The sequence below is a fragment of the Variovorax monticola genome (genome assembly GCF_051216855.1).
Lineage (GTDB): Bacteria > Pseudomonadota > Gammaproteobacteria > Burkholderiales > Burkholderiaceae_C > Variovorax.
The window spans coordinates 306,324-331,625 of sequence record NZ_JBPJZP010000003.1 but is presented as its reverse complement, the minus strand read 5'-3'; the positions used below and the strand labels follow the sequence as shown (position 1 = coordinate 331,625).

The following is a 25,302-nucleotide window of genomic DNA, read 5'->3' as shown; positions in this document are numbered from 1 at the left end:
GGTGGGCGGATCGCTCAGACCTGCGCGGGGACGGCGGCAGCTGGATCGCCTGGAGTCGCCTGGCCCTGGGCGAGTGCGTCGCGCACGTCTGCCGGCAAGTTAAAGCTGTCCTCCTCCTGGCGCGTCTTCTTGCGCTGCGCGTGCTCTTTGCGAGCCGCCTCCAGCTCCGTCTTCGCATCGAAGTCCTGGCCGAAGCGCTGGGCGACATCGGCCACGATTTTCAGTGCCGTTTCTTCAGTGAGCAAGCCCGCATCGATCATCTGAATAACTGCCGACACGACGCTTTGCATGGCCGCCGCAAACTTGGTCACGTCCTTGTTCATCAGCTCGGGGAAGACGGCCGTGACCTGCCACTTGTCATCCGACCAATCGGGTGCCTCGCCGCTGCGGGCGTTCTGCCAAAGCACGTATCGCCCGATCTCTTCGAGCATGATCTTCAGCAGCGATTGCCGGGAGGTCAGCACCTTGAAGGTGGGCTCACCCATCTCGCTCGCGGCAGCACGGTTCACATCGCCGCCGCCGCCGAACCAATGCTCGGGCACCGTGCCCCCGCCCAGGACGTGGTTTCGCAGCAGGCGTGCGCTCTCGCTGGTGTCCGCCGACTGCAGGCTCGGCGACTTGGCCTCGAGCTTGACGCTGTCGTTGTGGACGAAGGTGCTGTTGGGCGTCGGTGGCTTGAACTCCTTCTCGTAGTCCTTCACCGCCTGCGGGTCCGCTCCGGTCAGGGTGACGTCCCAGACGAAGCTGCGCAGGTAGTTGATGCGATCGATCTCGTTGAAGAGGAAGTCGTCGTAGGCGTCGAGCCAGTCCATCTGGCCCAGGAGGTCGCTGCGGCCTCGGCTGCCGTTCGGGAACTTGTTGACCTGGTAGAGCAGGCACTCGCCGTCTTGGAAGTCATCGGCCCGGATCTGCGCGGTGCGCGCGGTGAACAAAGCGTCGTCCTCGCCGAGGACGATCACGCGGTACTTGTAGTTGCGCCCTCGACTGTCCTTCTTCGTGACCACACCGATGGGTTGCTCCGGGTTGTCCGGGTCCATCACCACGGTGGCAATCTGGCGCGGGTCAAGGTAGCCCAGGCGCACGAAGCCATTGCCCTCGTTCACATGGGCGATGTAGCACTGTTCGCCGAGCAGGCCGAGCGCACGCACCCGGTTGTTCAGCTTCAACGGCCAGTTGTTGATCGGGTCACTCCAGAACGCATTCAGTGCTTTCTGATGCTCTGGGTCCTTGCACTGCAAGGTCACTCCCTCGGCCAGCAGGTAGGCGAGCGGGATCTCGACCAGGCGGTTGGCCAGCAGGTTGCTCTGCCACAGCCACTCCGCCAGTTTCTGCATGCGGTCCTGGGCGAGCGGCGTCAGGTCGCGCTCGTTCTGCTTGCCCGTGCCATCGCCTGTCAGGCGCGTCCAGCCCGGCTCGGCCGCACTCTGCGCGCTGCTCGCCTCGGTCACCCTCGTAGTGGTGGCGGCGTCGACGGGCGACGTCGCCGGGTCCGTCTCCGGGGACGTGGAGAACATGCTTTTAACTTTTTCGAGCCAGCTCAATTGCGGCCTCCTCTGAACATGCGCGACGCTTGCCGCGCGTAGCGCTCTCGCGCGGTTTGTGGTGCCTGGCTGGAGTTACCGCCTTGGCTGGCCGCTGCAATGCCGCCCGTCACCGCAAGCATCCAGAGCATCTGGACCATGTCGGGGCCGTCGTCGTGGTCGGCCTTGGGAAAGTGTCGGAACTGGTCGACCAGCGTCTGCTGGCTGCTGTGCAGCCGAATCAGGCCGTTGTGCATGTGCGGCTGCAGCGACTCGATGCGCAGCACCTTGTCGCTGATGGGCGTGAGCGCACGAGCCGGCACCGGGACCTGCAGGGCAGCGCTGCGCTTCACCAGCTCGGTGCGCAGGAACTCCTGGAACTGCACCGCCTCGATGCCCCACACGATGCAGCAGTACTCCCGCTGCATCTCGATGATGTCGCTGATGATGCGGTCGGGCGTGCGCTTCTTGATCTTGGCTTCGACCACGTCCAGGATGCCCTTGACGCGCTGATAGCCGCCTACGCCGATGGCACTCGGATCGCGGCTCGCGCCGGCCTTGCCCAGGCTGGGGTCGCACGCGCCATAGAACACCCACTCGGCCAGGCGGTTGACCCAGAACACGATGCTCTTCGAGAACGGAGCGTCCTCGCCGGCAACAGGGTCGTTCTGCTGCTCGCTGTCGAAGGCGGAGTGCCCCTCGCGCGCGCGCCGGATCATGAGCTTGAAGATCGGGCGCAGCGCTGGCCAGCTCACCAGCGCTCCCTTGTCCATTTCTTCCTGACGCTCACGGTACAGGGCCATCGCGGCGGCTTCTCCCAGCTGGGGCGTCTCCGCGTTGAGCAGCAAGCTTTCGAACTCATCCCACAGGACCATGTTCTCCGGCCACTGGATGATGGCCTTGAACACCTTGCGGTTCCAGAGCGGGTTTTTGAGGAAGCGTGCCAGGACGCTGTCGTAGTGCAGCACGGTGCCGATCAGGATCGCGTCCATGCTGTCGTCGGGCGGCCCGAGGTTGAGCACGCTGGCCGTCACGAACTTCTGCAGCTTGTCGCGCTGGGCCGGCGTGTTGACGTTCTCGTCGTTCTCGATGTCGTCCATCACGGCCAGGTCGGGCCGATGGGCACCGTGGCGGCGGCCCCGGATCTTCTTCGAACTGCCAAAGGCTTCGATCTTGCGGCCGTTGGCCGTGACGATGACACCCGCACGCCAGACCTTGCCACGCCCGCAGGCCTCGGGAAAGTCGCTCTGCATGCGCGGGTTGGCTTCCAGCTCGGCCTTGATGGCCTCCAGCATCTCGGCCGCCTGCTCGAAGGCGTCCATGATGATGACCGCGTACCACTTGATGCCGGTGACCACGCACCAGGTCACGAACGAGAGCGAGACCTTGGTCGACTTCGCCTCGCCCCGCGGTGCCGCGAGCGCATCGCGCTGACCGCTCGGCGTGTTGACCATCTGCGGCAAGCGCCGGTACAGGTACTTGTGCAGTTCACTCGGCTCGGCTTTGCCGTAGTGGGGGAAGTAGTGGCGGTCCCAGTACTCGAAGCCGTTGACCGGATCGAACACCTTGCGCCGACGCTCAGCGACGGCCTCGGGCGAAACGTCCCAACCGTCCAGGTCGGCGTCGATCTGGCGGCGCAGCGACTCGGCCAGCTCGGTCAGGCCGGTGAAGAATTCCTTGCTGATCTTGGCCAAGGCTTACCCCGCTTTCGCGAGTTCTTCGCCGAAGGGCTCCAGCATGTCGAGCAGCGCGGGCACGTGCTGCGGGTATCGGCGCTGCGCGAAGGTCGCGAACAGGCGCAGGACGTCCAGCTGGATCGACTGTTTGTTCAACTCGGGCGAGAGCTTTTTAAAGCTGGCCATCGTCTTGTTGAAGCTGTCGCTCATGCTGGCCAAGGTCTGGGCGCGATCCATCGCGCTCATGTCCTTCGCATCACGCAGCAGATCCATCGTGGCCTGGTGCTGCACCAGGTAGTCCTCCAGGAGGCGCCTGCCGAGCGTCGAGAAGGTGTCGTCGCCCATCGCCACTGCGGCGCGCACGCTGTCCCAGTCGTCACCGCCAGCAGCGGCCTCGGCCTTCCAGCGGTTGGCCGTGCTGCGGGGCACGCCCACCTTGCCGCAGGCCGTCTCCATCGGCAGGCGCTGATAGACGTATAGCCCGCGCAGCTGGCTGCGCTTTTCCGTGCCGTGAGCCATCAGGGCGAGCCCGGTCCACCACGCAGCCAGAGCTTCACGCCCTCGATGATCAGCGCGGTGCCAACCGCCATTGCGCCGCCCGATACAGCGCCCGCGACAGCGGCCTTCTGCTCGACTAGGCGCAGTCGCGCGTCGATGCCGTCCAGGCGTGAGTCGACGCGGTTCGACAGGTCATCGATACGGCGGTTGGTGACGTCCTGGCCGTCCTTGAGGGCGAGCACCAGCCCGTGGATCTGGCCGAGCAGGAGAAGCTCCTGCGTGCGCCCTTGGTTGCTCTCGCGGTCGCGTTCATCAGGTGCGCTCATTCAGCAGGTCTCTCAGTAAGAAATTCGATCAGCGCGCGGAAGCGGAGTCGGTCGGCAGCGCAGGACTTGGCGTTGATGTGTTGGTTGCTCCAGGCGTCTTCGACGGTGAGACCGGAGTCAGGAGCACAGGCTTCGCTGGAGGCGTCAGCAAGTCCGCAGGAATGGGCGGGTACGTCAGCACCCGCGAGGCTGCTGTTCCACATCCAGACAGCAGCGAGAGACAGCCGATGGTCACCGCTGCCATCAGCACGCTGTGCTTGGCCAGGGTCCGCAGGCTGTTGCTTCGATCCGGCCAGGGCATCTGCCGAAGGGCGTGGCTGCCCGTCAGCACCGCGAGCAGGAACAACAGGAGCGAGCACAAAAGAAATGCGGCGGCGTACTTCGGCATATTGACTTTCGAGGGTGGCGTAGGAGGCCTGCAGCACGGCTTGCTCGGCCTGGAACTTCTTGGAAGCGTCTTGGCCGCGCTTGACCTCGGCGTTGAGCTGGGTGGCGAACTTCTTCGCCTGATCTGCTTCCCTTTCGACCCAGACGAGGCGCTCCTGGGTGCGGCCTGCCTGGAAGACCACGAGGCCTAGCGAGAACAGCAGCGCCGCAATCACGACCATGCCGAGCAGCGCGCTGCCGAAGGTTTTAAAGAGCGCCTTCACTGGGCGTTCCCGAGGCACTGCTTGTTCAGCCGCTGACGACGTGTCCAGAGTCCAGTGCAGGATCGATTGCCGGGCGCGGAGCAATCGACCTTTCCGACGTACTTCCAGTCCAGGATGGCCGAGCACGCACCGGCGTAGTCGGAGGCGTTGAGCCGCTTGACGAGCGTCGAGCCGCAGAACGCGGCCGAGCCGATGTTGTAGGAGAGGTCGATGTACGCGTCGTACTCGTACTGGTGCAGCGGTACATGCACGCAGCGCTTCAGCGCGCCCTCGAAGGCTTGGACGTCCGCGAGCTTGCGCTGGAGTGCTTCAACGGGCGTCGTCGTGTCGCCCATCTTCACGCCGCCAGTGGTGCCGAAGCCTATGGTCGGGACCGCTGTGCCCTTGACGGGGTCTGGAACGGCCCTGGATGTGTAGCCTTCGCTGACGGCCAGGCCAACCAGGCCGACAGCGCTGAAGGCCAGCGTGGCGAGCAGCTGGCGCGACGCAGCACCGAGCTGCATTTGCCAACGCTTGAATCGTTGTGTGAGGTAGGTGCGCATGCCTCAGATCGTCGAGGCCCAGGCACCAAATAAAAAGGCCGACATCGGTCGGCCTGTGCGCGTGAAAGCTGCGTTTTAGGTTAGCACGCTCGCGAAAAGTCGGTCAATTCCACCTGCACGAAGAACCAACTACAGCGAAGACCTCGCGCCCAATGAAGCGTTGACGAGAGGTATCTTGGCCAAGCGTGGCCGCGATTTGATTCACCTGCGCTTCATCTTCAACTTCGCGCGCGGTCGACTCAATCGTCGCCCACGATTCATTCTGTTTTGTCGCTGTCACCACAAAGCGCTTATAGCCCGTGTAGCCGCCCATCGAGTTCTTTGCATTCACCTCACCACACATCGTCTTTGGATCAACCGAATGCAGGTTACGGAAAAGAGCAGAACCGGGGTCTGTGAGTCGTTCTTGCACTGTTCGTCTCGCCCAAGCTTCGCTCTTTCCAAACTGAAGCCACCACACGCTACCGACCGCGACTGCGGCCGCGACGGCATAACCAGCCCAACGGAATATCTTGGTCTCTGATTTAGGTCCTATCACGTTCAACCCCCTCCTGTAATTTCTCGACGAGTTAATGATGTTGATATCGCGGCCTGCCACAAGATGGCCGTTCCCCGATACGTGCCAGGCGGGCACTTCTGCGCACGGTTTGACTGGTCTCGCGCTCTCCAAAATGCGAGACACCTTCTCGCCAAGTTCGTCCGTCATATCTCAAATCTCACCCCAAAAAAAAATCAAGACACGAGTCGCAGGTAGCGATCCGCCGTCTGCCTGATTCCTTTTTCAGCGACCGTCGATGCATGTGCACTCTCATGCTCATAAATCAGTCGCACAAGGTCGCTGACTTTCTGTGGAGGCAAAGAGAGGCCTTGCTGCTCCAGCGACTCCAACACCACCGTCATTACGTTCATGAGCAAGTCAAGGTCGTGCGACGGCGGCCGGATTAATTGTTTCTCTTTCTGGGGAAAAAAAACTCCACCTCGGGCAATGGACTCAACAGAGCGCCCAGAAAGCTCGGCCACCTTTAGGAGTTGTGCCGCAGGAACCTTGCCGCGCTTTCTCCAAGTTCGAACTGTCTCGGGGGCGATCTGGAGACGCGCCATCCATTCCTCTTGCGTAGACACGCCCAACGCAGATGCGATGCGCTCTATGACTTTGTCGACCTGCTGATCTTCGGGTTCGCTTTTTTCCATGGGCTTGCTTGCTCTGGTTCAAAATGGACCATAGAATACGTTTCAACTTGAACCGTTTTCTAAGTTCACCAGCCTACCACCGAATGCATCCAGAACAAATCAAGGCGGACATCCGCATGCGTGGCACCACGCCGGCAGCGCTGGCGGACGATCTCCACGTTTCTCGAATGACGGTCAGCAACGTGATTCATAGCCGGATCACCTCGCGACGAGTCGCCGAGGCGATTGCCAAGACGATTGACAAGACGGTGAGCCAGGTCTGGCCGGGCCGTTATGAAACGGCAAGGTCCAACTCACTGCGGCGGAAAGCCAAATGACCGTGTGGCTCACAGCGCGAGAACTGGCCGGTCTTCCGGGCATGCCATCGACCGAATTCCGCACACGGGAAAAGCTGGGGAAGCTCAACTCGCCTTTACGACCACGAGCTGGTCGCGGCGGCGGCAGCGAGTACGACTGCAGCGCGCTACCGGTTGAGACTCGCAAGGCGCTGATGCTCGAACAGATCGCCCAGGCGGGCGTTGTGGTTGCGGGGACTGCTGAAGCGACACCCGCACCCAAGCCGCAGGCCGTGGCGCTCCAAACGCCGACCAGCGTCGCGGCACTTGGCCGCCGCCCGCCATCACTGCAGGAAAAAGCCTGCGGGGATGCGCGCCTCATCCTTGTGACACAGGTACTGGAACTGGCCCGCCTCAATGGCACCACGAAGGCATGCCAGCTGCTGGCGCTTCAACTGGTCAGCGGCGAATGCTCGACAGATCTCCAGAACGCCGCACGCCTGGCCAACAAGCGCGCCCGCACAACCGCTGTCGGCGAGCGCACCTTGTACCGTTGGATGGCGCAGTACCAACAAAACGGTTGGTGGGGCCTCTTGCCCGCCCCTGCAGCGCAAGAGCAGTTGATGGCCATCGACGAAGACGTCGCTGCCGTTCTCGCTTGCTTCCACTCCCGTGACCCGCAGTTCCGCAGCCTCACCAACGCCGCGAAGCACGTCACCAAACAGTTCGGCCGCGAATTCGACACATGGACCGCGCTATACGGCCGTTCGCGCCGCGCGTTGGAGAAGGTCGACAACGTCAAGTTGATCAAGGCCCGCCACTCAGGCTCGGAGCGCGCTGCGAAGCTGCCATTCAAGCGCCGCGACACCAGCGTGCTCAAGCCTCTCGACGTGTGCCTGGTCGACGGCCACTCCTTTAAAGCGAAGGTCCGTCACCCCGACCACGGGGCACCGTTTGCGCCCGAAGTCACGCTGGTGATCGATGCCGCCACGCGCATGGTGTGCGGCTGGTCGGTGTCGCTCTCCGAAAACACCATCGCGGTCGGCGATGCCCTGCGCCATGCGGTGGGCAACGTGGGCGTCTTCGCCATCGTCTATTCGGACAATGGCCCCGGCGAAAGCGCCAAGGTCTTCGACTGCCCCGTCGACGGGATCATCAAGCGCCTGGGCAGCGAGCATCACACCGGCATCCCTGGCCACCCGCAAGGCCACGGCCTGATCGAGCGCAGCTGGCGCACGCACATGATCAACGTCGCGCGCCAATTCGCGACGTTCCAGGGCGGCGACGTCGACAGCGGCACCTTTCGCAAGGTCAAGGCCGAGCTGGACAAGGAACAGCGCGCTGTGCGCCGTGCCCAGGAAACGGGCGAGGTCATCGCCTTGAGCCCGAAGTGCCCGAGCTGGAAGCAGTTCGTCGACGCCGTCGATGCAGGCATCGCCGAGTACAACGCCACGCACCGCCACCGCAGCCTGCCCAAGCGCGCAGACGGCAAGCGCATGACGCCGGTCGAGGCATGGACGTCGATGCTCGACCAAGACCAGCAGCACCGCATGAGCCCCGCCGAGCTGCGCATGACATTCATGCCCTCGATGCTGCGCAAGGCCGAGCGGGGCGAGGTCGTGCTGTTCAACCAGCACTACCAAGCGCCCGAGCTGATGGACAAGCGCGTTGCCAGCAAACAGGTGTCGGTGCGCTACGACATTCACGACCCGAACTTCGTCATGGTCTACACGACGGGCGGCGAGTTCGTCTGTGAGGCGAAGTGGAACGCGAGCAGCGTGGACTACTACCCGAAGGCCGTCATCGAGATCGCCCGCGAGAAGCGCGTCAACGCGACCGTCAAGCGTCGCCAGCAGCAGATCGACCTGGCGCTGCGTGAGCTGTCCCCAGTCATGCAGGCCGCAACCCTTTCCCTGCCAGAGCCCGGCACGCCGAACGTGCTGGTGCCCATCGTGGAGGCGTTTGTTCCCTCCTTGCAAGTCCCTTCCCCCACGGGTGCGGTCGCTCACGCGGCTGCAGGCAGGCCTTTCTTCGAGACCGCGAGCGAGCGCTACGAGTGGCTCATGGCCCACCGCTCCGAGTGGAGCGATGCGGATACAGATTGGGTGCAGACCTATGTGCGTAGCGAGGACTACGCCGATCTGTCGGACTACTTCAACAACCGCGGATTGGGTTGGAGCGAAGTCGAGACGGGGAATGTTTTTAAGAGTGCCCAGTGAAGGTTGCCGCCTTCACTGAGCGTGCCGGCTAACTGAATCAGCGTGACAGCAAGGAGAAATGTACTGTGAAAAAAGGCTTCGTCAAAACCGAGAACTTCAAGCGCCTCGCCGAGGCGCAGAAGAACGTCGAGCGCCGTGGTGCGCGCGAGGCCGGGTTGGTCCTGATCAAGGGCCACTACGGCATCGGCAAGAGTGAACTGACCGAGCGCTGGGCAGCGGACAGCGGCTGGGTGTTCGTGCGTGCCAAAGAGACCTGGACCGTGCGCGGCCTGCTCGACGAGCTGGCCGGCAAGATGGGGCTGAGCCAAGTCGGCAATGCGAAGGAAGTGCAAGCCCGGATCATCGGGCGGCTGGCCATCGACATGGTGCCGATGATCATCGACGAGGCCGACTTCCTGCTGAAGGGCAAGGGAAGCCGCACCACGGCCAACATGCTGGAGGCGGTGCGCGATATCACCGACCTGACGGGCAGCACCTGCTTTCTGGTCGGCATGGAGAACTTCCCCGCCAAGGTCGCCGTGCATGGGCACATCGCCAGCCGCGTGGCCAAGGTGGTCGAGCTGCTGCCCTTGAGCCTGCAGGACGTGCGGTCCACGGTCGCGGCCAAGGCCGAAGTGGCCATCGACGACGACCTGGTCGGCGAGATCCACAAGCAGTCCTCGGGCCGCATGCGTCTGGTGCTGAACGCCATCGCCAACGTCGAGCAGTGGGCGCAGGCCAACAGCTGGACCAAGGTCGCATTCGACCAGGTCAAGGGCAAGGCGCTGTGCACCGAGTTCACCGGCGCCATGCGCCTCGGACGGCAGGGAGGCGTTTGATGCAGCGTCGTCCCGCCTGGCACGTCCTGGCGGCGCTGGTCGCACTCGGCCAGCACCGCAGCAACGGCAATGCCAACGTGCCCTTCAGCGAGGTCGATCTGGCCAGTTGGGTGCCCACCTATCCAAGGGCCTCGTACGCGCGCTTGGCGATTGATCGCCTCGTGCTGCGCGAAGAGGCCGAGCGGCTGGAGGAGAAGACGGTTCGCATGAGTTGCGTGCGTCCGGTCCTCTACTGGCGTCTGACCGAGACCGGCGTGGCGACCGCGCGCGCCGCCTACACCGCCGACCGAGCGCTGAATCCGGCTGCGCATGGTGCTCTGCCTGCTGTGCCTGTCGATCCGCTCGCCCAGCGCCTCTGGAGTTTGCTCCGCATCCGCCGCGCCCTAACGGCCGACGAGGCCGCTGCCTCGCTCACCGACGCGGGCGAAGACATCGCTGCGGCGCGCAGCCAGTTCGGCGCGATCTTGCTCGCCTGGTCACGCCGCTATCCCAGCGAGCTGCAGGTCAGCAAGAAGCGAATCGACGGTTTTAAACGATATGTGCTCCTGGACGACCTGGGCAGCACACCACCCGCATTCAGGGTGCAGAAGGCCAAGAAAGCCACGACCGCATGACGACCCTCGGATACATGGCCGAACCTTGGTTCGCGCTCCTCAACGAACGCTGCGCCGCCAGCAACCGCTCCAAGGTTGCGCTGATGCTTGGCATCAGCCCGGCTGCGCTGAGTCAGGTGCTCAACGGCAGCGGCAAGTACGGAACCGGCGAGGCGAAGACCGACCGCATCGCCGACCGGGTGCTGCACACCTTCGGGCGCTTCGAATGCCCACACCTCACCGAGCAGGCAGAAGGCGCAGAGAGCGTGGTCATCACGGCCGAGCAATGCCGTGCGTACGCCCACCGCCTCGTGCCCATTGGCAGCCCGCGCGAGCTGCAGCACTGGCAGTCCTGCCAGCAGTGCCCGCACAAGGCAGCGAGTGCGCCGCCTGTTGCGCGCGAAGTGAAGTCGCGCAAGGTGACAGAGGAAGGAGCGAACGAATGAGCCCGCAGCGCTATCAACGTCCGCCCCTGCAGTGGATCAAGAGCCGCGCTCGCAAGATCTTGCGCTGCCACGGGGTCAGTCGCCGCGTGGCTGTCGAGAGCGCAGCCTTCGACTACAGAGCCTTCGTCGGACCGAATCGGCCGACCCTGCAGGTTCTGCGTGGAGGTGTGGCATGAGCAGCGCGCGCTTTCCGTTCGCGCCCGGCGTGGTGGAGATCCACCGGCGCGCAGGCCTGGGAACGGCCCTGCGCGCCCTGTGGCGGGCTTTGAAGGAGCGCTGCTATGGGTAACGCCATCGACCTCGCTGCGCGGTCCCTGTGGTTGACCTTGCGCGACGACGGCGGTTGGTGGTCCGTGTCCAGCCTGACGCACCACTGGCGCCCGGTCTTCGCGGACTTCGAGGTGCGCGATCACCTTGAACGCCTGCACCGCCTCGGCTTCCTGGAAAGACGCCCGCTCGACCCCCGCGCCCCCGCCCAGATGACCTACGCGGTCACCTCCAGCTGCCAGGCCCTGCCTGGATACCAACTTGCCCCCCAACGGAGAACAACAGCATGAGCATGCTTGCACTTGGCCGCCACCACACACCAGCCGGCGCCTTCCCCAGCGCAGAACGCCGCGCCATCGTCGCTCATCTGAAGGCCCACGGGCCGACCTCGACGATGGGCCTCGACCAGATGCTCATGCGCACCATCGAGGCCTACGCAGACGACTCGGCGTTGACGGAGTTGCGCCGTCATCTGAACGCGCTGGCCAGGGCCGGGCACATCCATTGCGCTCGCACGGATGAGGACGGCCAGCGCGTATGGGAACAAGGCACAAGCCCGGTCGTGAGCACGGTGGCCACGTCGCGCCAGGTGATGGTTCTGGACACGACCGTCTACCAGCCCGCGCCGGGCCCGGCGATGCGACCAGGCGCGACGGACTTCCTGCGCATCCCGAGCGTCCTGCTCGGCCACCGCACCGACTACCGGAGTTCCCTGCAATGAGCCCCGCCGCATTGATCACGGCGGCGCAGGTGCTCGACGAGCTGGAGCGCCACAAGGGCAAAGAAAGCGGCATCCATGTTCGCGACCTGGTCGCCTGCATCACGAACCTCTCCCTCCCGGCCCCGGCGCTGGAGCGCCGGGCGCGCGAGTTCATCGCCGAGCTGCGCATGGTCGGCCACCCGATCTGCGGCAAGCCCGAGGCGGGCTACTTCATCGCAGCAACGGTTGAGGAGCTGGAGGAGACGTTTCGCTATCTGCGCGCCCGCGCTATCTCCAGCCTGCTGCTCGAAAGCCGCATGCGCAAGGTCTCTCTGCCCGCCCTGATCGGACAGATCAATTTTTTCAACGTCATCGACTCCTGAGAGGAAACAGAAATGCAAGAAGCAACGAACCACCCCGGCTACTGGAAAGACGCCAACGACTCGCTGATTCCCATCGGGAAGATCAAGCCCATCGACAAGGAACGTCATGCGCTCGTCCTCCAGCTGTGCGACGAGGCCAAGAAGCAGAGCGCGGCGCTGGTGGGCTTCAAGGTCTCGGCGATGACCACCGTGCAGGACTTCCTGGAGCACAGCCTCGCTGCCTACGACGTCAAGCCAGGCGGCAAGAAGGGCAACGTCACGCTGGTGAGCTTCGACGGCAGGTTCAAGGTCGAGCGTCGCATGCAGGACACCATCACGTTCGACGAACGCCTGCAGGCAGCGAAGGCGCTGATCGACGCGTGCATCCAGGGGTGGAGCAAGGGCAGCAACCTCAACCTCAGGGTACTGGTGAACGATGCCTTCCAGGTCGACAAGCAAGGGAACATCAGCACGGCGCGCGTCCTGGGCCTGCGCCGCCACAACATCACCGACGAAAAATGGCTGATGGCCATGAAGGCCATCGGCGACAGCATGAAGGTGGCCAGCACCAAGCCCTACATCCGCTTCTACGAGCGCGATGACCACTCGGGCGATTACGTGCCCATCAACCTGGACGTCGCTGCGGTATGAGCGCGAAGGTCTACCGCGCGAACCCGCGCGATCACGACGCCGTTGCAAAGGCACTGCTGGAGAAGCTCCACGACCAGCAAGCAGCTGCCGAGGTCCGTCGCAAGCCCGTGAAGCTCCAGCTCAACAACAGCGGTGCATGGAAGGACGTGATCCATTTCGACGCCGTCAATGACGTTTCGTCCGAACACGTTCTCGATGCCGCGAACACCCTGGGGAATCTCGACGCGCACCGAGTGACATTCCGCGTGGTCACCGAGGGCCAATTGCCCGAAGTGCTGATGACCTGGAACAAAGCCGATGGATGGAAGAAGGCGCGAGGTCAGGCATGAGCGAGCACAGCACCATCGAATGGACCGATGCGACCTGGAACCCGGTCACCGGCTGCAGCGTGACCAGCCCAGGCTGCAAGAACTGCTACGCCATGAAACTGGCCGGCAGCCGCCTGCAGCACCACCCAAGCCGCGCCGGCCTGACCCAGCAAAGCGCTGCTGGCCCGGTGTGGACCGGCGAGGTTCGCTTCAACGAACAGTGGCTTGAACAGCCGCTGCAGTGGTCGCGGGGGCGGATGATCTTCGTCTGCGCCCACGGCGATCTGTTTCACGAGTCGGTGCCCGATCTTTGGATCGACCAGGTGTTCGCTGTGATGGCGCTCGCCCCGCAACACACGTTCCAGGTGCTCACCAAGCGCGCGGCGCGCATGCGCGAGTACTTCGAACACCCGATGCGCGAAACGCTGATCGGCGTACAGGTGAGCCGCTTGCACTTGAAGCGCGCGGGCGAACCGGTTTCGACCTGGTCGGGTCTTCCGCTGCTCAATGCCTGGCTGGGTGTCAGCGCCGAAGACCAGGCCCGGGCAGACACGCGCATCCCGCATCTGCTGGCCACGCCTGCAGCCGTTCGCTTCGTCAGTGCCGAGCCGCTGCTCGGGCCGCTGGATCTGACCCGGCTGCCCGCGCCCAACTGCAGCGACTCATGCTGCGACATGCCATACCTCAACGGGCTGACGGGCGCCCGGGTCTGCGACCTCTCCGGGCAGGAGATCGAGGTCAAGGCCCGGATCGACTGGGTGATCGTCGGTGGCGAGAGCGGCGCTGACGCTCGCCCCATGCACCCGGCGTGGGCGCGCAGCTTGCGCGACCAGTGCAAGGGTGCCGGTGTGCCCTTCCATTTCAAGCAATGGGGTGCCTGGGCGCCTGGCATGACCTCGCAGCCCGACGTGCCTGGCAAGTTCGCGCTCCATTGGCCCGACGCCAACGGGTTCGTCTACTGCGATGTCTCGCCCCGCATGTTCAACCGGTTCGGCATCGACACCAGCATGACGTTCGTGGGCAAGAAGGCTGCAGGGCGTTCGCTTGACGGTCTGACGTGGGACCAGATGCCCGCAGGAGGCAGCCATGCAGCCGTTTGACCTCGACGCCCTGTGTCGGTCGGCCCAGGCCGCCGTGGCCGCCCGTATCGAATTCGTCTATCGGTCGGCGAGCCGCGCCATCGTGGATGACTTCCGGACTTCACGCAGCCGCTGCGGGCTGCCGCCGCTCGTGCTGCGCACCGACCTGGCCGTGGCGCTCCCATCGTTCTATCGCTGCCCCGAATGTGGCGGCGGCATTGAAGCACAGGTGAACGATTGGACCCCTTTCGACGGGCGTCCCACTGAAGGCGGGGTGCACGTGTATTGCCGCACTGACGCGCAGGCCAGCCTCCTGCAGCTCGCGTTGACGAAGGTGCCCGAGGTGAGCCGATACGCCGAGTACCTGCCCGAGGTCGAGTCGCACTTCTATTCCGCCTGGTATGGCTGGGACGGAATCATCTATCGCGCCCAGGCATGGGTTCGCGCCAACGTGAGGGTCGCTCGATGACACAGGAACACCTTGAGATCGTGGGCGCGGTCCTGGGCTGCATCGGCGCTCTGCTGCTGGCCACCAACAGCCGCTGGTCGGGCTGGGGATTCGTCGTGTTCCTGGCCAGCAATGTCGCCTGGATCTTGTTCAGCGAGCAGGCAGGGCATCACTGGTTCCTCGTGCAACAGGCGGTCTTCACGTTCACGAGTCTCCTGGGCATCTGGCGGTGGCTCATTCAGCCGCGAATCGCTCGGTGGTCGCGCAGCAAGTCGAGGCGCATCCAGCTGCTTGGCCCCATCACGCTGCAGCCGCTCGAAAACCCCAGCGCAGCGCAGTTCGAGTCCTTTGCCACGCCTGCGCACGACGACCAGTTGGACACCGGCCCAGGTATTTTTAAAAGTCTGATCAAGCCATGAACCGAGACCAAGCTCTATCCAAGATCAAGAAGTGCCTGGCTCTGGCGAAGAGCGGCAACGCGAACGAGGCGGCGACGGCGCTTCGCCAGGCTCAAGCGCTGATGACCGCTCACAGCCTCACCGAGCGCGACATGTCGATGGTCGATGTCCAGGAGGTGAGCGTGAAAGCGACCAGCCCGGCGTTGAACGTATGGGAAGTGAAGCTGGCGGTGCTGGTCGCCGAGGCCTTCGGCTGCGAGCAGTACGGGCAATTCACCAGCCGCCTCAACGCGGCCTTCAACTACATCCGGGAACGGCATTGCGTCTTCGTGGGCATCGACTCTGCGCCCACGGTCGCGGCGTATGCCTTCGAGGTGCTCTCGCGGCAATGCGCACGGGATCGACTTGCGCACATTCGCAAGCAGCCGCGCAACTGCAAGCCGATCACCAAGACCGCGCGCGGCGACGAGTTCGCCAGGGCCTGGGTCTTCGCCGTCTCGTCGCTTGTAGAGAAGTTCGCCAACCCGGAGCGCGACGAGGCGCTGTTGCTGGCCTACATGGAGGACAGGCACCCCGACCTCAGGACGATCAAGCCTCGGGACACGACGAAGCGGCGCCGTATCGATAGCGGTCACAGCCTGGCCGGCTTCGAAGCGGGCAAGAAGGCCCAGCTCAATCGTGGCGTGGGCGCCTTCGCGCCGAAGGGGCTGTTGGCATGACCAGAGCCGCTAAAACAACGGCCCGCAAACCGGTCGCTATGTGTTGCGTGACCATCGGCTTCGACCGCTTCCTGATGCCGGCCGACAAGGGCATGAAGGTCTTCGAGCTGATGCAGAGCGCTATCAAGTGCGAGCTGGGCTACGGCGAAGACCGCCATACCTACGCACCGGGTGAAGCACCGGAAGTCGAATGCAAGGTGGTGCGTCCGGACCAGGTGCGCCCGCGCACTCGCCAAGCTCACGATGAATCCGCCGAGCTGTTCGAACTGCCGGCACCGATGCGGAGGCTGACGCGATGAAGGGCCTCTGCAGATTCGTCGGCGCCTTGGTGCTCACCCTCTACGCGCTGGCTTGGTTCGACGTTGTCGACTTCAACCTGTGTATCGGCATGCCAGGTGCCTGTGCCGCTCGCCCGATGCCCGTCCAGGCGCAGGGAGCGGGGATCTGATGCCGTTCTATCGCAGCCCGACGCTCGGCGTCTATCACATGAAGGGAACGGGTCTCCCGTTTCCCTGCTCGGCCAAGGTTCTGGAAGACGGCAAGGAAGCCCCTTGCCTCGTCGTCAGTGAATTTTTGTGCGACGGCCGGGGGTATGGCCGCCCCATATGCAATCTGCCGCTCTGCGAGGCCCACGCCATTCAGACCGGGCCGAACAAGCACCTTTGCCCCGCATGCCGCACCGCCGCATCTGATGCGAGTGGGCAGCGCAGCCTTTTCACCCACTTGGTACAGCAATGAGCCGTCCTGAATCCGTGAACGTCGAATCCAACATCGTGCATCTGGTCGACACGTCGCTCCCGAGCTCCAGCGCGTCGGTCGAGGGAGAGGGCTCATGAATGAAGCGCTTGTTCTTGACCCCTGCTGCGGCAGCCGAATGATGTGGTTCGACAAGGCAGATTCGCGCGCGATCTTCGGCGACCGCCGCAGCGAAACCATCGTCGTGACCGACCGTACCCACAGGGAGGACGGCACACGCACGCTGACCATCGAGCCCGACACGCTCATGGATTTCCGTGCGCTGCCCTTCCCCAGCGGCCGCTTCCGGCTCGTCGCCTTCGATCCGCCTCATCTGGAGCGGGCTGGCCCGCGCAGCTGGCTCGCTGCCAAGTACGGGAAGCTCAGCGACAACTGGCGCGAGGATCTGCGCGCCGGGTTCTCCGAATGCTTCCGTGTGCTGGAGCCGCATGGCGTGCTCGTGTTCAAGTGGAACGAAGCGCAGGTCAAGCTGCGCGAGGTTCTCGCACTCACGCCCGAGCATCCTATGTTCGGCCAGATCAGTGGCCGCAGCGGGATGACGCACTGGCTCGTGTTCATGAAGCCGGCCGAGATGAGCGAGGGAGCGATCAAGAGCTCTCATCCTGCCCGTCGCATGTGCGAATGCGGCGTGCTGCCTCACGAGCAATCGTGCTCGTGGGCATATCCCAACGAACCGAAAGTCCCGAAGCTATGAGCCACTTCGTCACCTTCCAAGGGTACGGCGTCGGCGCTCGCGAAGTCACCGTCGCGGTGGCCCGCGTCACGCACTTCTGGCCGGTGTCCTACAACGGAAACTGGGGCGTCGAGATCGAACTCGATACAGGCAAAACCTTGACGGTTAGAGGTTTCGAGATCGAAGTTCGTCGGGCGCTGGAAGCCGCTGCGGCAGAACTGCGAGGTGCCGCATGAATCCCAACATCGATGCGCCGGCCGACAAGAGCGCGCCGTCTGGGTTCCGCAAGGCCGTTCCGCCAGAACCGAAGCGCTATGCGCAGTGCCGCAACTGCAAGCACTTCGTCTATGACGACAGCGACTATTGCGGCTCGAAGGGGCAGCTCGCCTTCCGCAAGATCAACCTGCGTTGCCGCCAACTCCAGATCAAGGTGCAGATGGGCACGGTCTGCGACGAGCACCAGTTCGCGAATCACGACCGGAGCGACCGATGAGCAAGCTCGCGCGCAATCACCGCAACACCGACCTGGCCGTGATCCACATGGCCAAGAAGCACTTCAAGCTGACCGACGAGGAATACCGCACCATCCTGCTGGCGCAAGGCGGGGAGAGCAGTTCGAGCAAGCTCACCTATGACGGCCGGCAGCACGTCATGGCCTATTTCAAGGGCATGGGCTTTAGCGGGAAGCCGTTCGGCCAGGTCGAGAAAATCGAATGGCTCTGGACCAAGTTGAGCGAGGCCGGCGCGCTCAAGGACGCGTCCAAGGCATCGCTGCTGGCGTTCGTCGGACGCACCGCAAACACCGAGGTTTCCCACCTCAAGTTCCTCCCGACCGTGGAAGCCAGCAAGGTCATCGAAGCGTTGAAGGCGATTCTCAATCGGAGCACCAGCAAGCAATGAAGCCCTGGACCGCCCTGGCCACCGAACTACTCTCGCCAAAGCTGCAGGAGCTGGTGGAGCTGATCGGTCTCCCGGCGACCATGTCGATGGTCGAGCGCTTCGGTGGTCTGCGCATTTACATCCCCGCGAATCCACCGGAAGAACATCCGTTCGCGGAGGTCATCGGATACGCCAACCTGATCAAGCTGGCCGAGGCCATCGGCGTCGACGGACAGGGTGACCGCTTCCTGTTGCCGAAGGCAATGCGGGCGCTGAACGCCGTGCGCAATGCACGCATTCGTGATGACTACCAGGCGGGAAAATCTACTCGCATGCTCGCAGTCGAGCACCATTTAACCGAGCGTCACATCGAACGCATCGTGTCCGGCGTTCGCCCGACCGACGAGCGCCAGACCAATCTGGTCTGGTAGCTTTAACTCCCGCCTTTAACTCTTCTGCTTCCCGCCCTCTGGCGGCGGCGGGCTCAGCCCAGGCCGAGCGCAGATTTGCGCCGATCAGTCGCGCCTGCCACTCGGTACGGTTTTTCCCTAGTTAAAGTCGCACGACCTGGTGCGACTTTAACGGCCGACGCCTTCAAATTCGCCCATTTTGGAGTGCGAGTTCATCTAACTCGCACGTTGTGGCAGAGGGTTATCGATCTACGTAAGTTGTTGATATACGTGCAAAAAATAACTCGCACGCCCATTTCCCGGTGCGAGTTCGAAAGTGCGAGTTCCAGGGAATTGCTGACGGGATCGGCGGGTGCCCCAATAGGGCTGTTTTCACGATTTCTCCAATGGCAGCGCCTAGAACGCGCTAGATCGGTCCGCCGCACCATCCTCCTGGACCAGCCCGTTTAAAGCCGTTCCTGCCCGTTCTATGGCCTCGGTCTGCCCATTCGTTGCCAAACACCTCGACGACTGTCACGAGGCCCGCAATGGCCGTAACCCCGCGTCAGCATTAGCGATTTCCGATTTTGGCGAGTCTAGGTCCCGCTGCCAATACGATCACCTCCCCACACTACTGCGCGTGGGGCGACGCCCATGAAGTGCGTCGCGCGCTTCGGGCGGACGCCAGCAGCGGTTAAACGCCTGATGGCCCAAACCTGATGTGCCGTCGGAAGGGGCGTCTCCTGCGCCTCTTCGTTCACTCGTGATGCTTTTTCTCCCGTTGCAAACGGCCAAATGGTGTCTTACGTGTGCAACAAAGTTCACTTCGCTTTGCAAACGAAAGGTAAAGCTGGGGCCAAATCGTATTGCGAGTAATTACGATTCACAAAACCGCGCAGAAGCGACAACGCCAGTGCAGCCGCGTCCCTCCGATGTCAGAGATCGGGAGGGCTTCCGGTAAGCGGTCCATGAACTCCTGGAGGATCCAATGACTTACATCCGAAGTCGCAAGCACTCGCCTGCGCGCTACATTCCCGGCCGCACGGCCACAACCGCAACCTTGGTCGCCATCGGCTCCGTGGGCGCTGTGCATGCCCAGACGCTCAACGAAGTACGCGTCGAGGCGGGGTCCGAATACAAGGTCGACCAGTCGTCGTCCTCGAAGGCGACGGCACCGCTCCTGGACACGGCCAAATCGGTGACGGTGATCCCGCAGGAAGTGATGACCCAGATCAACGCGACGTCGTTGAGCGAGGCGCTGCGCACCACGCCGGGCATCACCTTCGGCGCCGGCGAGGGCGGCAATCCGGTGGGCGACCGGCCCTTCCTGCGCGGCTACGACAGCCAGGCCAGTACCTACGTCGACGGCCTGCGCGACATTGCACCAAGCACGCGCGAGGTGTTCAACCTGGAATCGGTGGAAGTCGTCAAAGGCCCGGACTCGACCTCGGGCGGCCGCGGCGGCGCCGGCGGCACCATCAACCTCTACAGCAAGACGCCGAAGAACGAGAACTTCTTCACCGGTACCGTGGGGCTGGGAAGCGACAAGTACCACCGCGAGACCATCGACCTGAACCGCACTTTCGGCGAGAGCAGCGCCTTCCGCCTGAACGTGATGGACTTTGGCTCCGACGTGCCGGGCCGCTACGGCCCAAGCAACAAGCGCTGGGGCATCGCGCCCTCGGTGACCTGGGGCCTGAACACGCCCACGCGCGTGACGCTGTCGTACTTCCACATGCAGACGAACGACGTGCCCGATGGCGGCGTGCCGTACGCACTGCCTTCCAGCTTCCCGCGCTTCGGCGAGGTCAAGCTGCAGCCGACCTTCGGCGGCAACCGCGACAACTGGTACGGCGTGAAGAACCGTGACTTCCGCCAGGACAAGTCCGACGCGCTGACCCTCCAGGTCGAGCACGACATCACGCCCGACATGAAGTTCCGCAATATCACGCGCTTCACCAAGTCGAGCATGAACTACATCTGGACCCAGCCCGACGACAGCCAGGGCAACGTGGCGCGCGGGCTGGTGTGGCGCCGCTTCAACGGCAGCCTGCGCGACATCGACACCTTCGCCAATGCTTCGGAGCTGACCGGCAAGTTCCAGACCGGCAGCGTGAAGCACAGCTACGCGCTGGGCCTTGAACTGTCGCGTGAAAAAGCCGACAACGACAGCTACACGCAGTTGAGCAGCGCCTACACGGCCCAGCAGAAATGCGCCGGCGGCCTCGCTCGTTCGAGCTACGTCTGCACCAGCCTGTTTTCGCCGAACCTCTCTGATCCGTGGCTGGGCATTTTTGTGCCCAACAACAACCCGACCAGCTTCCGCACCGACACGGCATCGCTCTACGCCTTCGACACGGTGGCGCTGACGCCCGAGTGGCTCATCAACGGCGGCTTGCGCCTGGACAACTACAAGACCCGCCAGACCAACCCCTATGCCAGCACGACGGCAGCAGGCGGCCTGAGCCTGCCGGTCATCACGAGCCGTACCCGCACCGAGTTCTCGCGGGACGACACGCTGGCCAACTACCAGCTCGGCGTGGTTTACAAGCCAGCACCCAACGGCAGCATCTATGCCTCCATCGGCACCTCGTCCACCCCGGGCGGCAACTCGTTGGGCCAGGGCCTGGAGTCGCAGGCATTGAGCGCCACCGTGGGCGGCGTTGCCAACACGGCACTGGATCTGAAGCCCGAGAAGAACCGTAGCGTTGAAATCGGCACGAAGTGGGAGCTGCTCGACCGCAAGCTGTCGCTGACCGGCGCCTTGTTCCAGATCGACACCACGAACGCCCGCATCACCAACCCCACGGACGGCAGCGTCATGCTGGCTGGCGACAAGCAGGTGCGCGGTTTCGAGCTCGGCTTCTCGGGCAACGTCACGCGCCAGTTGCAGGTCTTCGGCGGCTACACCATGCTGGACAGCAAGGGCAAGAACATGGGCCTGTCGAGCACGACCGATGCAAACAATCGCACCGTGTACGTGCCGAACGCAGCCACGGGCCAGCCTTTCCCGAACACGCCCAAGCACAGTGCCAGCATCTGGGCCACCTACAAGCCGACGCAGGACTGGACCTTCGGCCTGGGCGCGTTCTACCAAAGCGAGGTTTACGGCGGCTTTGCCTATGCGGCGGGTACCGGCGGCGCCACGCTCATCAAGCGCAGCGTGCCCGGCTACACCCGTGTGGATGCGATGGTCGGCTACAAGGTCAACAAGAACTTCAATCTGCAACTCAACGTGCAGAACCTGACGGACAAGACCTACTACTCTTCGGCCTATTCAACCCACTACGCCAACATGGCGCCGGGCCGTTCGGTGACGTTGATGGGCAGCTTCTCGTTCTAAGGCCGGACGGCCAGACGGCCTGATGGTTCCAGCCAAGTCCTGGAGGCCGACGCCTCCAGGACTTTTTCGCAATTTCGCCGCAAGGCGCACTGACACCGCCCAACGTGACCGCAGGCAGCCTCGGCCCCCATCGCATCTTTCCCAACGCGACCGATCTCAATGCGATCAGCCGCGAGCAATGGGAGGCCATCCTGAACGGCCCTCCAGCCCCGGCCGTGACATGGATTACCGCTGCGGCCCGTGAGCACCATGCGCAGGCTCAGGCGGTGCTGGGTCAATGGCTGCTCGACGGGCGAGGCGTGGCCCGAAATGAAGCTGCGGCTTTCGGCTGGTTCCAGCGGGCGGCCGCGCAGGGCCACTTCATGGCCATGAACATGGCCGGCCGATGCCTGGAGCACGGCTGGGGCACTGCCGAGAACCATCCCGAGGCCGTGCGGCTCTATCGCCAGGCGGCCGACGGCGAATTGGGCTGGGGCATGTACAACCTCGCCAATATGCTGGCGACGGGCCGAGGGGTGGCGCTTGACCAGCGTCAGGCGTTCGAGTTGTACCTGCGCGCGGCCGGACTCGGGCACGCACGCTCCTTGAACATGGTCGGCCGCTATTTCGAAGAAGGGATGGTCGTTGCGCAAGACGCGGCCCGCGCCTTCGCGTTCTACCGGCAATCGGCGGAAGCCGGTGACTTCAGAGGCCAGTTCAGCTACGCGAGCATGTTGCTGGATCAAGGGGAAGTCGACGCGGCGGTGGAATGGTTCGAACGCATTGCCGCCTCGGCACCCGCTGTCCATCTTCAACGAATTGCGGGTCTTCTTGCGATGTCAACACTCGAAAAAGTTCAGTCGGTCGGACACCGCATTCGTTGCCAAACGCGCGACCACTGCCCCGAAGTCCAAATGGCCATCACCCCGCGTCGGCATTAGCGGTTTTCAGTTTTCGAGAGCCTGAGCCCCCTGCCAATACGATCGCCTCCCCGCACTCAGCGTGCCGGCGGAATCTCGAACACCAGGCAGGTGGTCGTCGCATGCGCGTACAGCGTGCCGTCGGGCCCGTACAGGCGCGCCTCGGCGGTGGCGAGTTGCTTGCCGCAATGGATCACCTTGCCCTCGGCGCGCACGCGTTGCACCTTGGGCGTGAGGCCCTTCACGTAGTTCACGCCGAGCTCGGCCGTGGTGTAGGCGCGACCGGGCGGCATCATCGTGTGCACCGAGCAGCCCAGGGCGGAGTCGAGCAGCGTGGCGACCCAGCCGCCGTGGATGGTGCCCAGCGGGTTCAGGTGCTGCGGCAGCGGCGTGCCCTGGAAGATGGCGACGCCGGGGCGCACCTCCAAGACGGTGAAGTCCAGCGTCTTGGCGATGGCCGCATAGGGAATCTCGCCGTTCAGCATGGCCTGCATGATCTCGAGGCCGGTCTTGCCCGCGAGCTGGTCGGGGCGGGCAAGGCCGGGGCCCGGGCCGCCGTCGAGGCGGTCGGTGATGCGGCGTTCTTCGGCGATCCAGGCCTCGAGCTGGCTGGTGGGTTGTGTCATGCCTGTGTTCCTCCTGGGGGCTTTGGCGGGGGGTGGTAGTTGCATATGCAACAGTTGCACCTACAATAATATCCCATGGACACCCCCACCAAGCCACGCGGCTGTACCAGTTTCAAGGTGCGACAGCTGTCGCGCCGGCTGTCGCAGCACTACGACGCCGAGGTGTCGCAGAGCGGCCTCAAGACCACGCAGTACTCGCTGCTGTCGCACCTGGCGCGGCTCGGTCCCTCGCGCCCGGTCGACCTGGCGGGCGAGCTGAAGATGACCGCCTCGACCCTGAGCCGCAACCTGCAGCCGCTGATCGCCGCGGGCTTCATCGCGCAGGGTGCCGGCGCCGATGCGCGCAGCCTGCTGGTGCAGCTCACCGACACCGGCGAGGCCAAGCGCCGCGAAGCGCAGCAGTACTGGAAGGCGGCGCAGCAGAAGATCAATGCACTGCTGGGCGTGGAGCGCGTGCTCGCGCTGCACCAGCTGATCGACGAAGCGATGGAACTGCTCGGGGCCGACGAAGAGCCCGCCATCGACGACTGACCCTCGACCCTCGACCCTCGACCCTCGACCCTCGACCCTCGACCCTCGACCCTCGACACCGCCGACGTCACCCGCACCCGCTCACCGACCCCATTCATCGACCCCGCGCACAGCCGCGTGGTCTGCGCTCCGCGTTTCTCTCCTCCAGATTCATTCCAACAACAGAGGTCCCATGTTCGCCACCCAAGTCTCCGCATGGCTGCAGCGCCGCGGCATCCATTACGCATGGATCGTCGCCGCCATCACCTTCCTGACCATGCTGACCATGTCGGCCGCGCTGGGCCTGCCGGGCGCCATGCTGCAGCCGCTGACCAAGGAGTTCGGCTGGAGCACGGAGCAAATTTCTTCCGCGCTCGCGCTGCGCTTTGCGCTGTTTGGCCTCATGGGCCCGTTCGCCGCAGTGCTGATGGAGCGCTACGGCCTGCGCGCCGTCATCTGCACCGGCCTGGCGCTGGTCGGCCTGGGCATGGCGCTGGTCACCATGGCCTCGCAGCTGTGGCAGCTGTTCGTGCTGTGGAGCCTGATGCTGGGCCTGGGCACCGGCATGACGGCGCTGGTGCTCGGCGCGGTGGTGGCCAACCGCTGGTTCGTGACGCGGCGCGGCCTCGTCATCGGCATGCTCACGGCCAGTTCGGCCACGGGGCAGCTGGCCTTTTTGCCGTTCGCGGCCTGGATGATCGAGCACTGGGGCTGGCGCTCGGCCATCGTGCCGATCGTGATCGGCGCCATCCTCATTGCCGTGCTCGCGCTGTGCCTCATGCGCAACCGGCCGTCGGACATCGGCCTGCTGCCCTACGGCGAGGTGCCGGGCACGCAGCCGGCCGCGCCTGCCGCGGCGGCGCCGATGATGAACTTCGCCACGCCGTTCCGCGTGCTGAAGGAGGTGTCGACCAACCGCACCTTCTGGATCCTGGCGGGCACCTTCTTCATCTGCGGCCTGAGCACCAACGGCCTGGTGCAGACGCACTTCATATCGCTGTGCGGCGACAACGGCATGGGCGCGGTGCCGGCGGCCTCGGTGCTCGCGATGATGGGCGCCTTCGACTTCGTGGGCACCATCCTGTCGGGCTGGCTGTCGGACCGCTACGACAACCGCAAGCTGCTGTTCTGGTATTACGGGCTGCGCGGGCTGTCGCTGTTCTGGCTGCCGCATTCGGAATTCACCATCTACGGCCTGGGCCTGTTCGCGATGTTCTACGGCCTCGACTGGATCGCGACCGTGCCGCCGACCGTCAAGCTCGCGGGCGCCACCTTCGGCCCCGCCAAGGTGGGCCTGGTGTTCGGCTGGATCTTTGCCGCGCACCAGCTGGGCGCCGCCACGGCCGCCTATGGCGCGGGCTTCGCGCGCACGCTGCTGCTGACCTACACCCCGGCGCTGTACGCGGCCGGCGCGGCCTGCCTGGTGGCGGCCGTGATCGTGATGATGATCCGCCGCCCCGCGGCCAAGACCGGCACGCCGGTCGCCGCCACCCCCGCCACAAGCAACAACACGGCCGCGCGCGCCTGAACCCACCCGAGCC

At 64.2% G+C, this 25,302-nt stretch carries 33 protein-coding genes and 1 pseudogene; 25 read left to right on the top strand and 9 right to left on the bottom strand.

Going from position 1 to position 25,302, the window contains the following annotated elements:
• Nucleotides 1-14: 14 nt before the first annotated feature.
• The 8 genes from ACSFA5_RS12780 to ACSFA5_RS12745 form a co-directional block, all read right to left on the bottom strand.
• Entirely contained in the window at nt 15-1,541 is a 1,527-nt protein-coding gene (locus ACSFA5_RS12780; RefSeq protein WP_435444408.1) for a hypothetical protein, read from the bottom strand.
• Nucleotides 1,538-3,214: a phage terminase large subunit gene (gene terL / locus ACSFA5_RS12775; RefSeq protein ID WP_435444407.1), complete on the bottom strand. Its 1,677-nt coding sequence runs from the start codon at nt 3,212-3,214 to the stop codon at nt 1,538-1,540. The genes ACSFA5_RS12780 and terL overlap by 4 nt, the downstream gene beginning before the upstream one ends.
• 3 nt (nt 3,215-3,217) lie before the next feature.
• On the bottom strand, nt 3,218-3,715 hold the full coding sequence (locus ACSFA5_RS12770) for a DUF1804 family protein (RefSeq protein ID WP_435444406.1): 498 nt from the start codon (nt 3,713-3,715) through the stop codon (nt 3,218-3,220).
• Nucleotides 3,715-4,020, bottom strand: coding sequence for a hypothetical protein (locus ACSFA5_RS12765; protein ID WP_435444405.1), 306 nt, complete (start codon nt 4,018-4,020; stop codon nt 3,715-3,717). Before ACSFA5_RS12765 ends, ACSFA5_RS12770 begins: the two co-directional genes overlap by 1 nt.
• Nucleotides 4,017-4,670 (bottom strand): hypothetical protein, encoded by a 654-nt coding sequence (locus ACSFA5_RS12760; RefSeq protein ID WP_435444404.1) that lies wholly within the window; start codon nt 4,668-4,670, stop codon nt 4,017-4,019. The genes ACSFA5_RS12765 and ACSFA5_RS12760 overlap by 4 nt, the downstream gene beginning before the upstream one ends.
• A complete protein-coding gene (locus tag ACSFA5_RS12755) occupies nt 4,667-5,212 on the bottom strand; it encodes a lysozyme (RefSeq protein ID WP_435444403.1) in 546 nt (181 codons plus the stop codon). The genes ACSFA5_RS12760 and ACSFA5_RS12755 overlap by 4 nt, the downstream gene beginning before the upstream one ends.
• A 103-nt stretch (nt 5,213-5,315) precedes the next feature.
• Nucleotides 5,316-5,918 (bottom strand): hypothetical protein, encoded by a 603-nt coding sequence (locus ACSFA5_RS12750; protein ID WP_435444402.1) that lies wholly within the window; start codon nt 5,916-5,918, stop codon nt 5,316-5,318.
• A gap of 26 nt (nt 5,919-5,944) precedes the next feature.
• Entirely contained in the window at nt 5,945-6,403 is a 459-nt protein-coding gene (locus ACSFA5_RS12745; protein ID WP_435444401.1) for a helix-turn-helix domain-containing protein, read from the bottom strand.
• Nucleotides 6,404-6,486: 83 nt separating this feature from the next.
• On the opposite strand from ACSFA5_RS12745, the gene ACSFA5_RS12740 reads away from it, so the two are divergent.
• From ACSFA5_RS12740 to ACSFA5_RS12630, 23 genes and pseudogenes are all read left to right on the top strand, one after another.
• Entirely contained in the window at nt 6,487-6,720 is a 234-nt protein-coding gene (locus ACSFA5_RS12740; RefSeq protein WP_435444400.1) for a helix-turn-helix domain-containing protein, read from the top strand.
• The gene (locus ACSFA5_RS12735) at nt 6,717-8,897 is read left to right on the top strand and encodes a Mu transposase C-terminal domain-containing protein (RefSeq protein WP_435444399.1); all 2,181 of its coding nucleotides are present in this window, start codon (nt 6,717-6,719) and stop codon (nt 8,895-8,897) included. The genes ACSFA5_RS12740 and ACSFA5_RS12735 overlap by 4 nt, the downstream gene beginning before the upstream one ends.
• 65 nt (nt 8,898-8,962) lie before the next feature.
• Entirely contained in the window at nt 8,963-9,715 is a 753-nt protein-coding gene (locus tag ACSFA5_RS12730) for an AAA family ATPase (RefSeq protein ID WP_435444398.1), read from the top strand.
• Nucleotides 9,715-10,329: a hypothetical protein gene (locus tag ACSFA5_RS12725; protein ID WP_435444397.1), complete on the top strand. Its 615-nt coding sequence runs from the start codon at nt 9,715-9,717 to the stop codon at nt 10,327-10,329. The genes ACSFA5_RS12730 and ACSFA5_RS12725 overlap by 1 nt, the downstream gene beginning before the upstream one ends.
• Nucleotides 10,326-10,754, top strand: coding sequence for a hypothetical protein (locus ACSFA5_RS12720; protein WP_435444396.1), 429 nt, complete (start codon nt 10,326-10,328; stop codon nt 10,752-10,754). Before ACSFA5_RS12725 ends, ACSFA5_RS12720 begins: the two co-directional genes overlap by 4 nt.
• 281 nt (nt 10,755-11,035) lie before the next feature.
• Nucleotides 11,036-11,311 carry a hypothetical protein gene (locus ACSFA5_RS12715; protein WP_435444395.1) on the top strand — a complete coding sequence of 92 codons (276 nt, stop codon included), beginning with the start codon at nt 11,036-11,038 and terminating at the stop codon, nt 11,309-11,311.
• Complete coding sequence (locus ACSFA5_RS12710) at nt 11,308-11,742, top strand: hypothetical protein (protein WP_435444394.1); 435 nt, start codon at nt 11,308-11,310, stop codon at nt 11,740-11,742. Before ACSFA5_RS12715 ends, ACSFA5_RS12710 begins: the two co-directional genes overlap by 4 nt.
• The gene (locus ACSFA5_RS12705; protein ID WP_435444393.1) at nt 11,739-12,104 is read left to right on the top strand and encodes a hypothetical protein; all 366 of its coding nucleotides are present in this window, start codon (nt 11,739-11,741) and stop codon (nt 12,102-12,104) included. The genes ACSFA5_RS12710 and ACSFA5_RS12705 overlap by 4 nt, the downstream gene beginning before the upstream one ends.
• A 12-nt stretch (nt 12,105-12,116) precedes the next feature.
• Nucleotides 12,117-12,734: a DUF3164 family protein gene (locus ACSFA5_RS12700; protein ID WP_435444392.1), complete on the top strand. Its 618-nt coding sequence runs from the start codon at nt 12,117-12,119 to the stop codon at nt 12,732-12,734.
• Nucleotides 12,731-13,063 carry a hypothetical protein gene (locus tag ACSFA5_RS12695; protein WP_435444391.1) on the top strand — a complete coding sequence of 111 codons (333 nt, stop codon included), beginning with the start codon at nt 12,731-12,733 and terminating at the stop codon, nt 13,061-13,063. The genes ACSFA5_RS12700 and ACSFA5_RS12695 overlap by 4 nt, the downstream gene beginning before the upstream one ends.
• The gene (locus tag ACSFA5_RS12690; protein ID WP_435444390.1) at nt 13,060-14,142 is read left to right on the top strand and encodes a DUF5131 family protein; all 1,083 of its coding nucleotides are present in this window, start codon (nt 13,060-13,062) and stop codon (nt 14,140-14,142) included. Before ACSFA5_RS12695 ends, ACSFA5_RS12690 begins: the two co-directional genes overlap by 4 nt.
• The gene (locus ACSFA5_RS12685) at nt 14,129-14,590 is read left to right on the top strand and encodes a hypothetical protein (RefSeq protein ID WP_435444389.1); all 462 of its coding nucleotides are present in this window, start codon (nt 14,129-14,131) and stop codon (nt 14,588-14,590) included. Before ACSFA5_RS12690 ends, ACSFA5_RS12685 begins: the two co-directional genes overlap by 14 nt.
• Nucleotides 14,587-14,988 (top strand): nicotinamide mononucleotide transporter, encoded by a 402-nt coding sequence (locus ACSFA5_RS12680; protein ID WP_435444388.1) that lies wholly within the window; start codon nt 14,587-14,589, stop codon nt 14,986-14,988. The genes ACSFA5_RS12685 and ACSFA5_RS12680 overlap by 4 nt, the downstream gene beginning before the upstream one ends.
• On the top strand, nt 14,985-15,686 hold the full coding sequence (locus ACSFA5_RS12675) for a DUF2786 domain-containing protein (RefSeq protein ID WP_435444387.1): 702 nt from the start codon (nt 14,985-14,987) through the stop codon (nt 15,684-15,686). The genes ACSFA5_RS12680 and ACSFA5_RS12675 overlap by 4 nt, the downstream gene beginning before the upstream one ends.
• Nucleotides 15,683-15,985, top strand: coding sequence for a hypothetical protein (locus tag ACSFA5_RS12670; RefSeq protein WP_435444386.1), 303 nt, complete (start codon nt 15,683-15,685; stop codon nt 15,983-15,985). Before ACSFA5_RS12675 ends, ACSFA5_RS12670 begins: the two co-directional genes overlap by 4 nt.
• 148 nt (nt 15,986-16,133) lie before the next feature.
• Nucleotides 16,134-16,424 carry a hypothetical protein gene (locus ACSFA5_RS12665; RefSeq protein WP_435444385.1) on the top strand — a complete coding sequence of 97 codons (291 nt, stop codon included), beginning with the start codon at nt 16,134-16,136 and terminating at the stop codon, nt 16,422-16,424.
• A 94-nt stretch (nt 16,425-16,518) separates the two neighbouring features.
• Nucleotides 16,519-17,004, top strand: a pseudogene (locus tag ACSFA5_RS12660) (SAM-dependent methyltransferase); the annotation flags it as partial.
• 128 nt (nt 17,005-17,132) lie between these two features.
• Complete coding sequence (locus tag ACSFA5_RS12655; protein WP_435444384.1) at nt 17,133-17,351, top strand: hypothetical protein; 219 nt, start codon at nt 17,133-17,135, stop codon at nt 17,349-17,351.
• Entirely contained in the window at nt 17,348-17,608 is a 261-nt protein-coding gene (locus ACSFA5_RS12650; RefSeq protein ID WP_435444383.1) for a hypothetical protein, read from the top strand. The genes ACSFA5_RS12655 and ACSFA5_RS12650 overlap by 4 nt, the downstream gene beginning before the upstream one ends.
• Nucleotides 17,605-18,015 carry a regulatory protein GemA gene (locus ACSFA5_RS12645; protein WP_435444382.1) on the top strand — a complete coding sequence of 137 codons (411 nt, stop codon included), beginning with the start codon at nt 17,605-17,607 and terminating at the stop codon, nt 18,013-18,015. The genes ACSFA5_RS12650 and ACSFA5_RS12645 overlap by 4 nt, the downstream gene beginning before the upstream one ends.
• Entirely contained in the window at nt 18,012-18,425 is a 414-nt protein-coding gene (locus tag ACSFA5_RS12640; RefSeq protein ID WP_435444381.1) for a Mor transcription activator family protein, read from the top strand. Before ACSFA5_RS12645 ends, ACSFA5_RS12640 begins: the two co-directional genes overlap by 4 nt.
• 946 nt (nt 18,426-19,371) lie before the next feature.
• The gene (locus tag ACSFA5_RS12635; protein WP_435444380.1) at nt 19,372-21,726 is read left to right on the top strand and encodes a TonB-dependent receptor; all 2,355 of its coding nucleotides are present in this window, start codon (nt 19,372-19,374) and stop codon (nt 21,724-21,726) included.
• Nucleotides 21,727-21,830: 104 nt separating this feature from the next.
• Nucleotides 21,831-22,646 carry a tetratricopeptide repeat protein gene (locus tag ACSFA5_RS12630; RefSeq protein ID WP_435444379.1) on the top strand — a complete coding sequence of 272 codons (816 nt, stop codon included), beginning with the start codon at nt 21,831-21,833 and terminating at the stop codon, nt 22,644-22,646.
• Nucleotides 22,647-22,702: 56 nt separating this feature from the next.
• On the opposite strand, the gene ACSFA5_RS12625 is transcribed toward ACSFA5_RS12630, so the two are convergent.
• Complete coding sequence (locus tag ACSFA5_RS12625; protein ID WP_435444378.1) at nt 22,703-23,251, bottom strand: PaaI family thioesterase; 549 nt, start codon at nt 23,249-23,251, stop codon at nt 22,703-22,705.
• Between the two features lie 75 nt (nt 23,252-23,326).
• On the opposite strand from ACSFA5_RS12625, the gene ACSFA5_RS12620 reads away from it, so the two are divergent.
• Entirely contained in the window at nt 23,327-23,782 is a 456-nt protein-coding gene (locus ACSFA5_RS12620; protein WP_435444377.1) for a MarR family winged helix-turn-helix transcriptional regulator, read from the top strand.
• A gap of 172 nt (nt 23,783-23,954) precedes the next feature.
• A complete protein-coding gene (locus ACSFA5_RS12615) occupies nt 23,955-25,289 on the top strand; it encodes an MFS transporter (protein ID WP_435444376.1) in 1,335 nt (444 codons plus the stop codon).
• Nucleotides 25,290-25,302 lie beyond the last annotated feature (13 nt).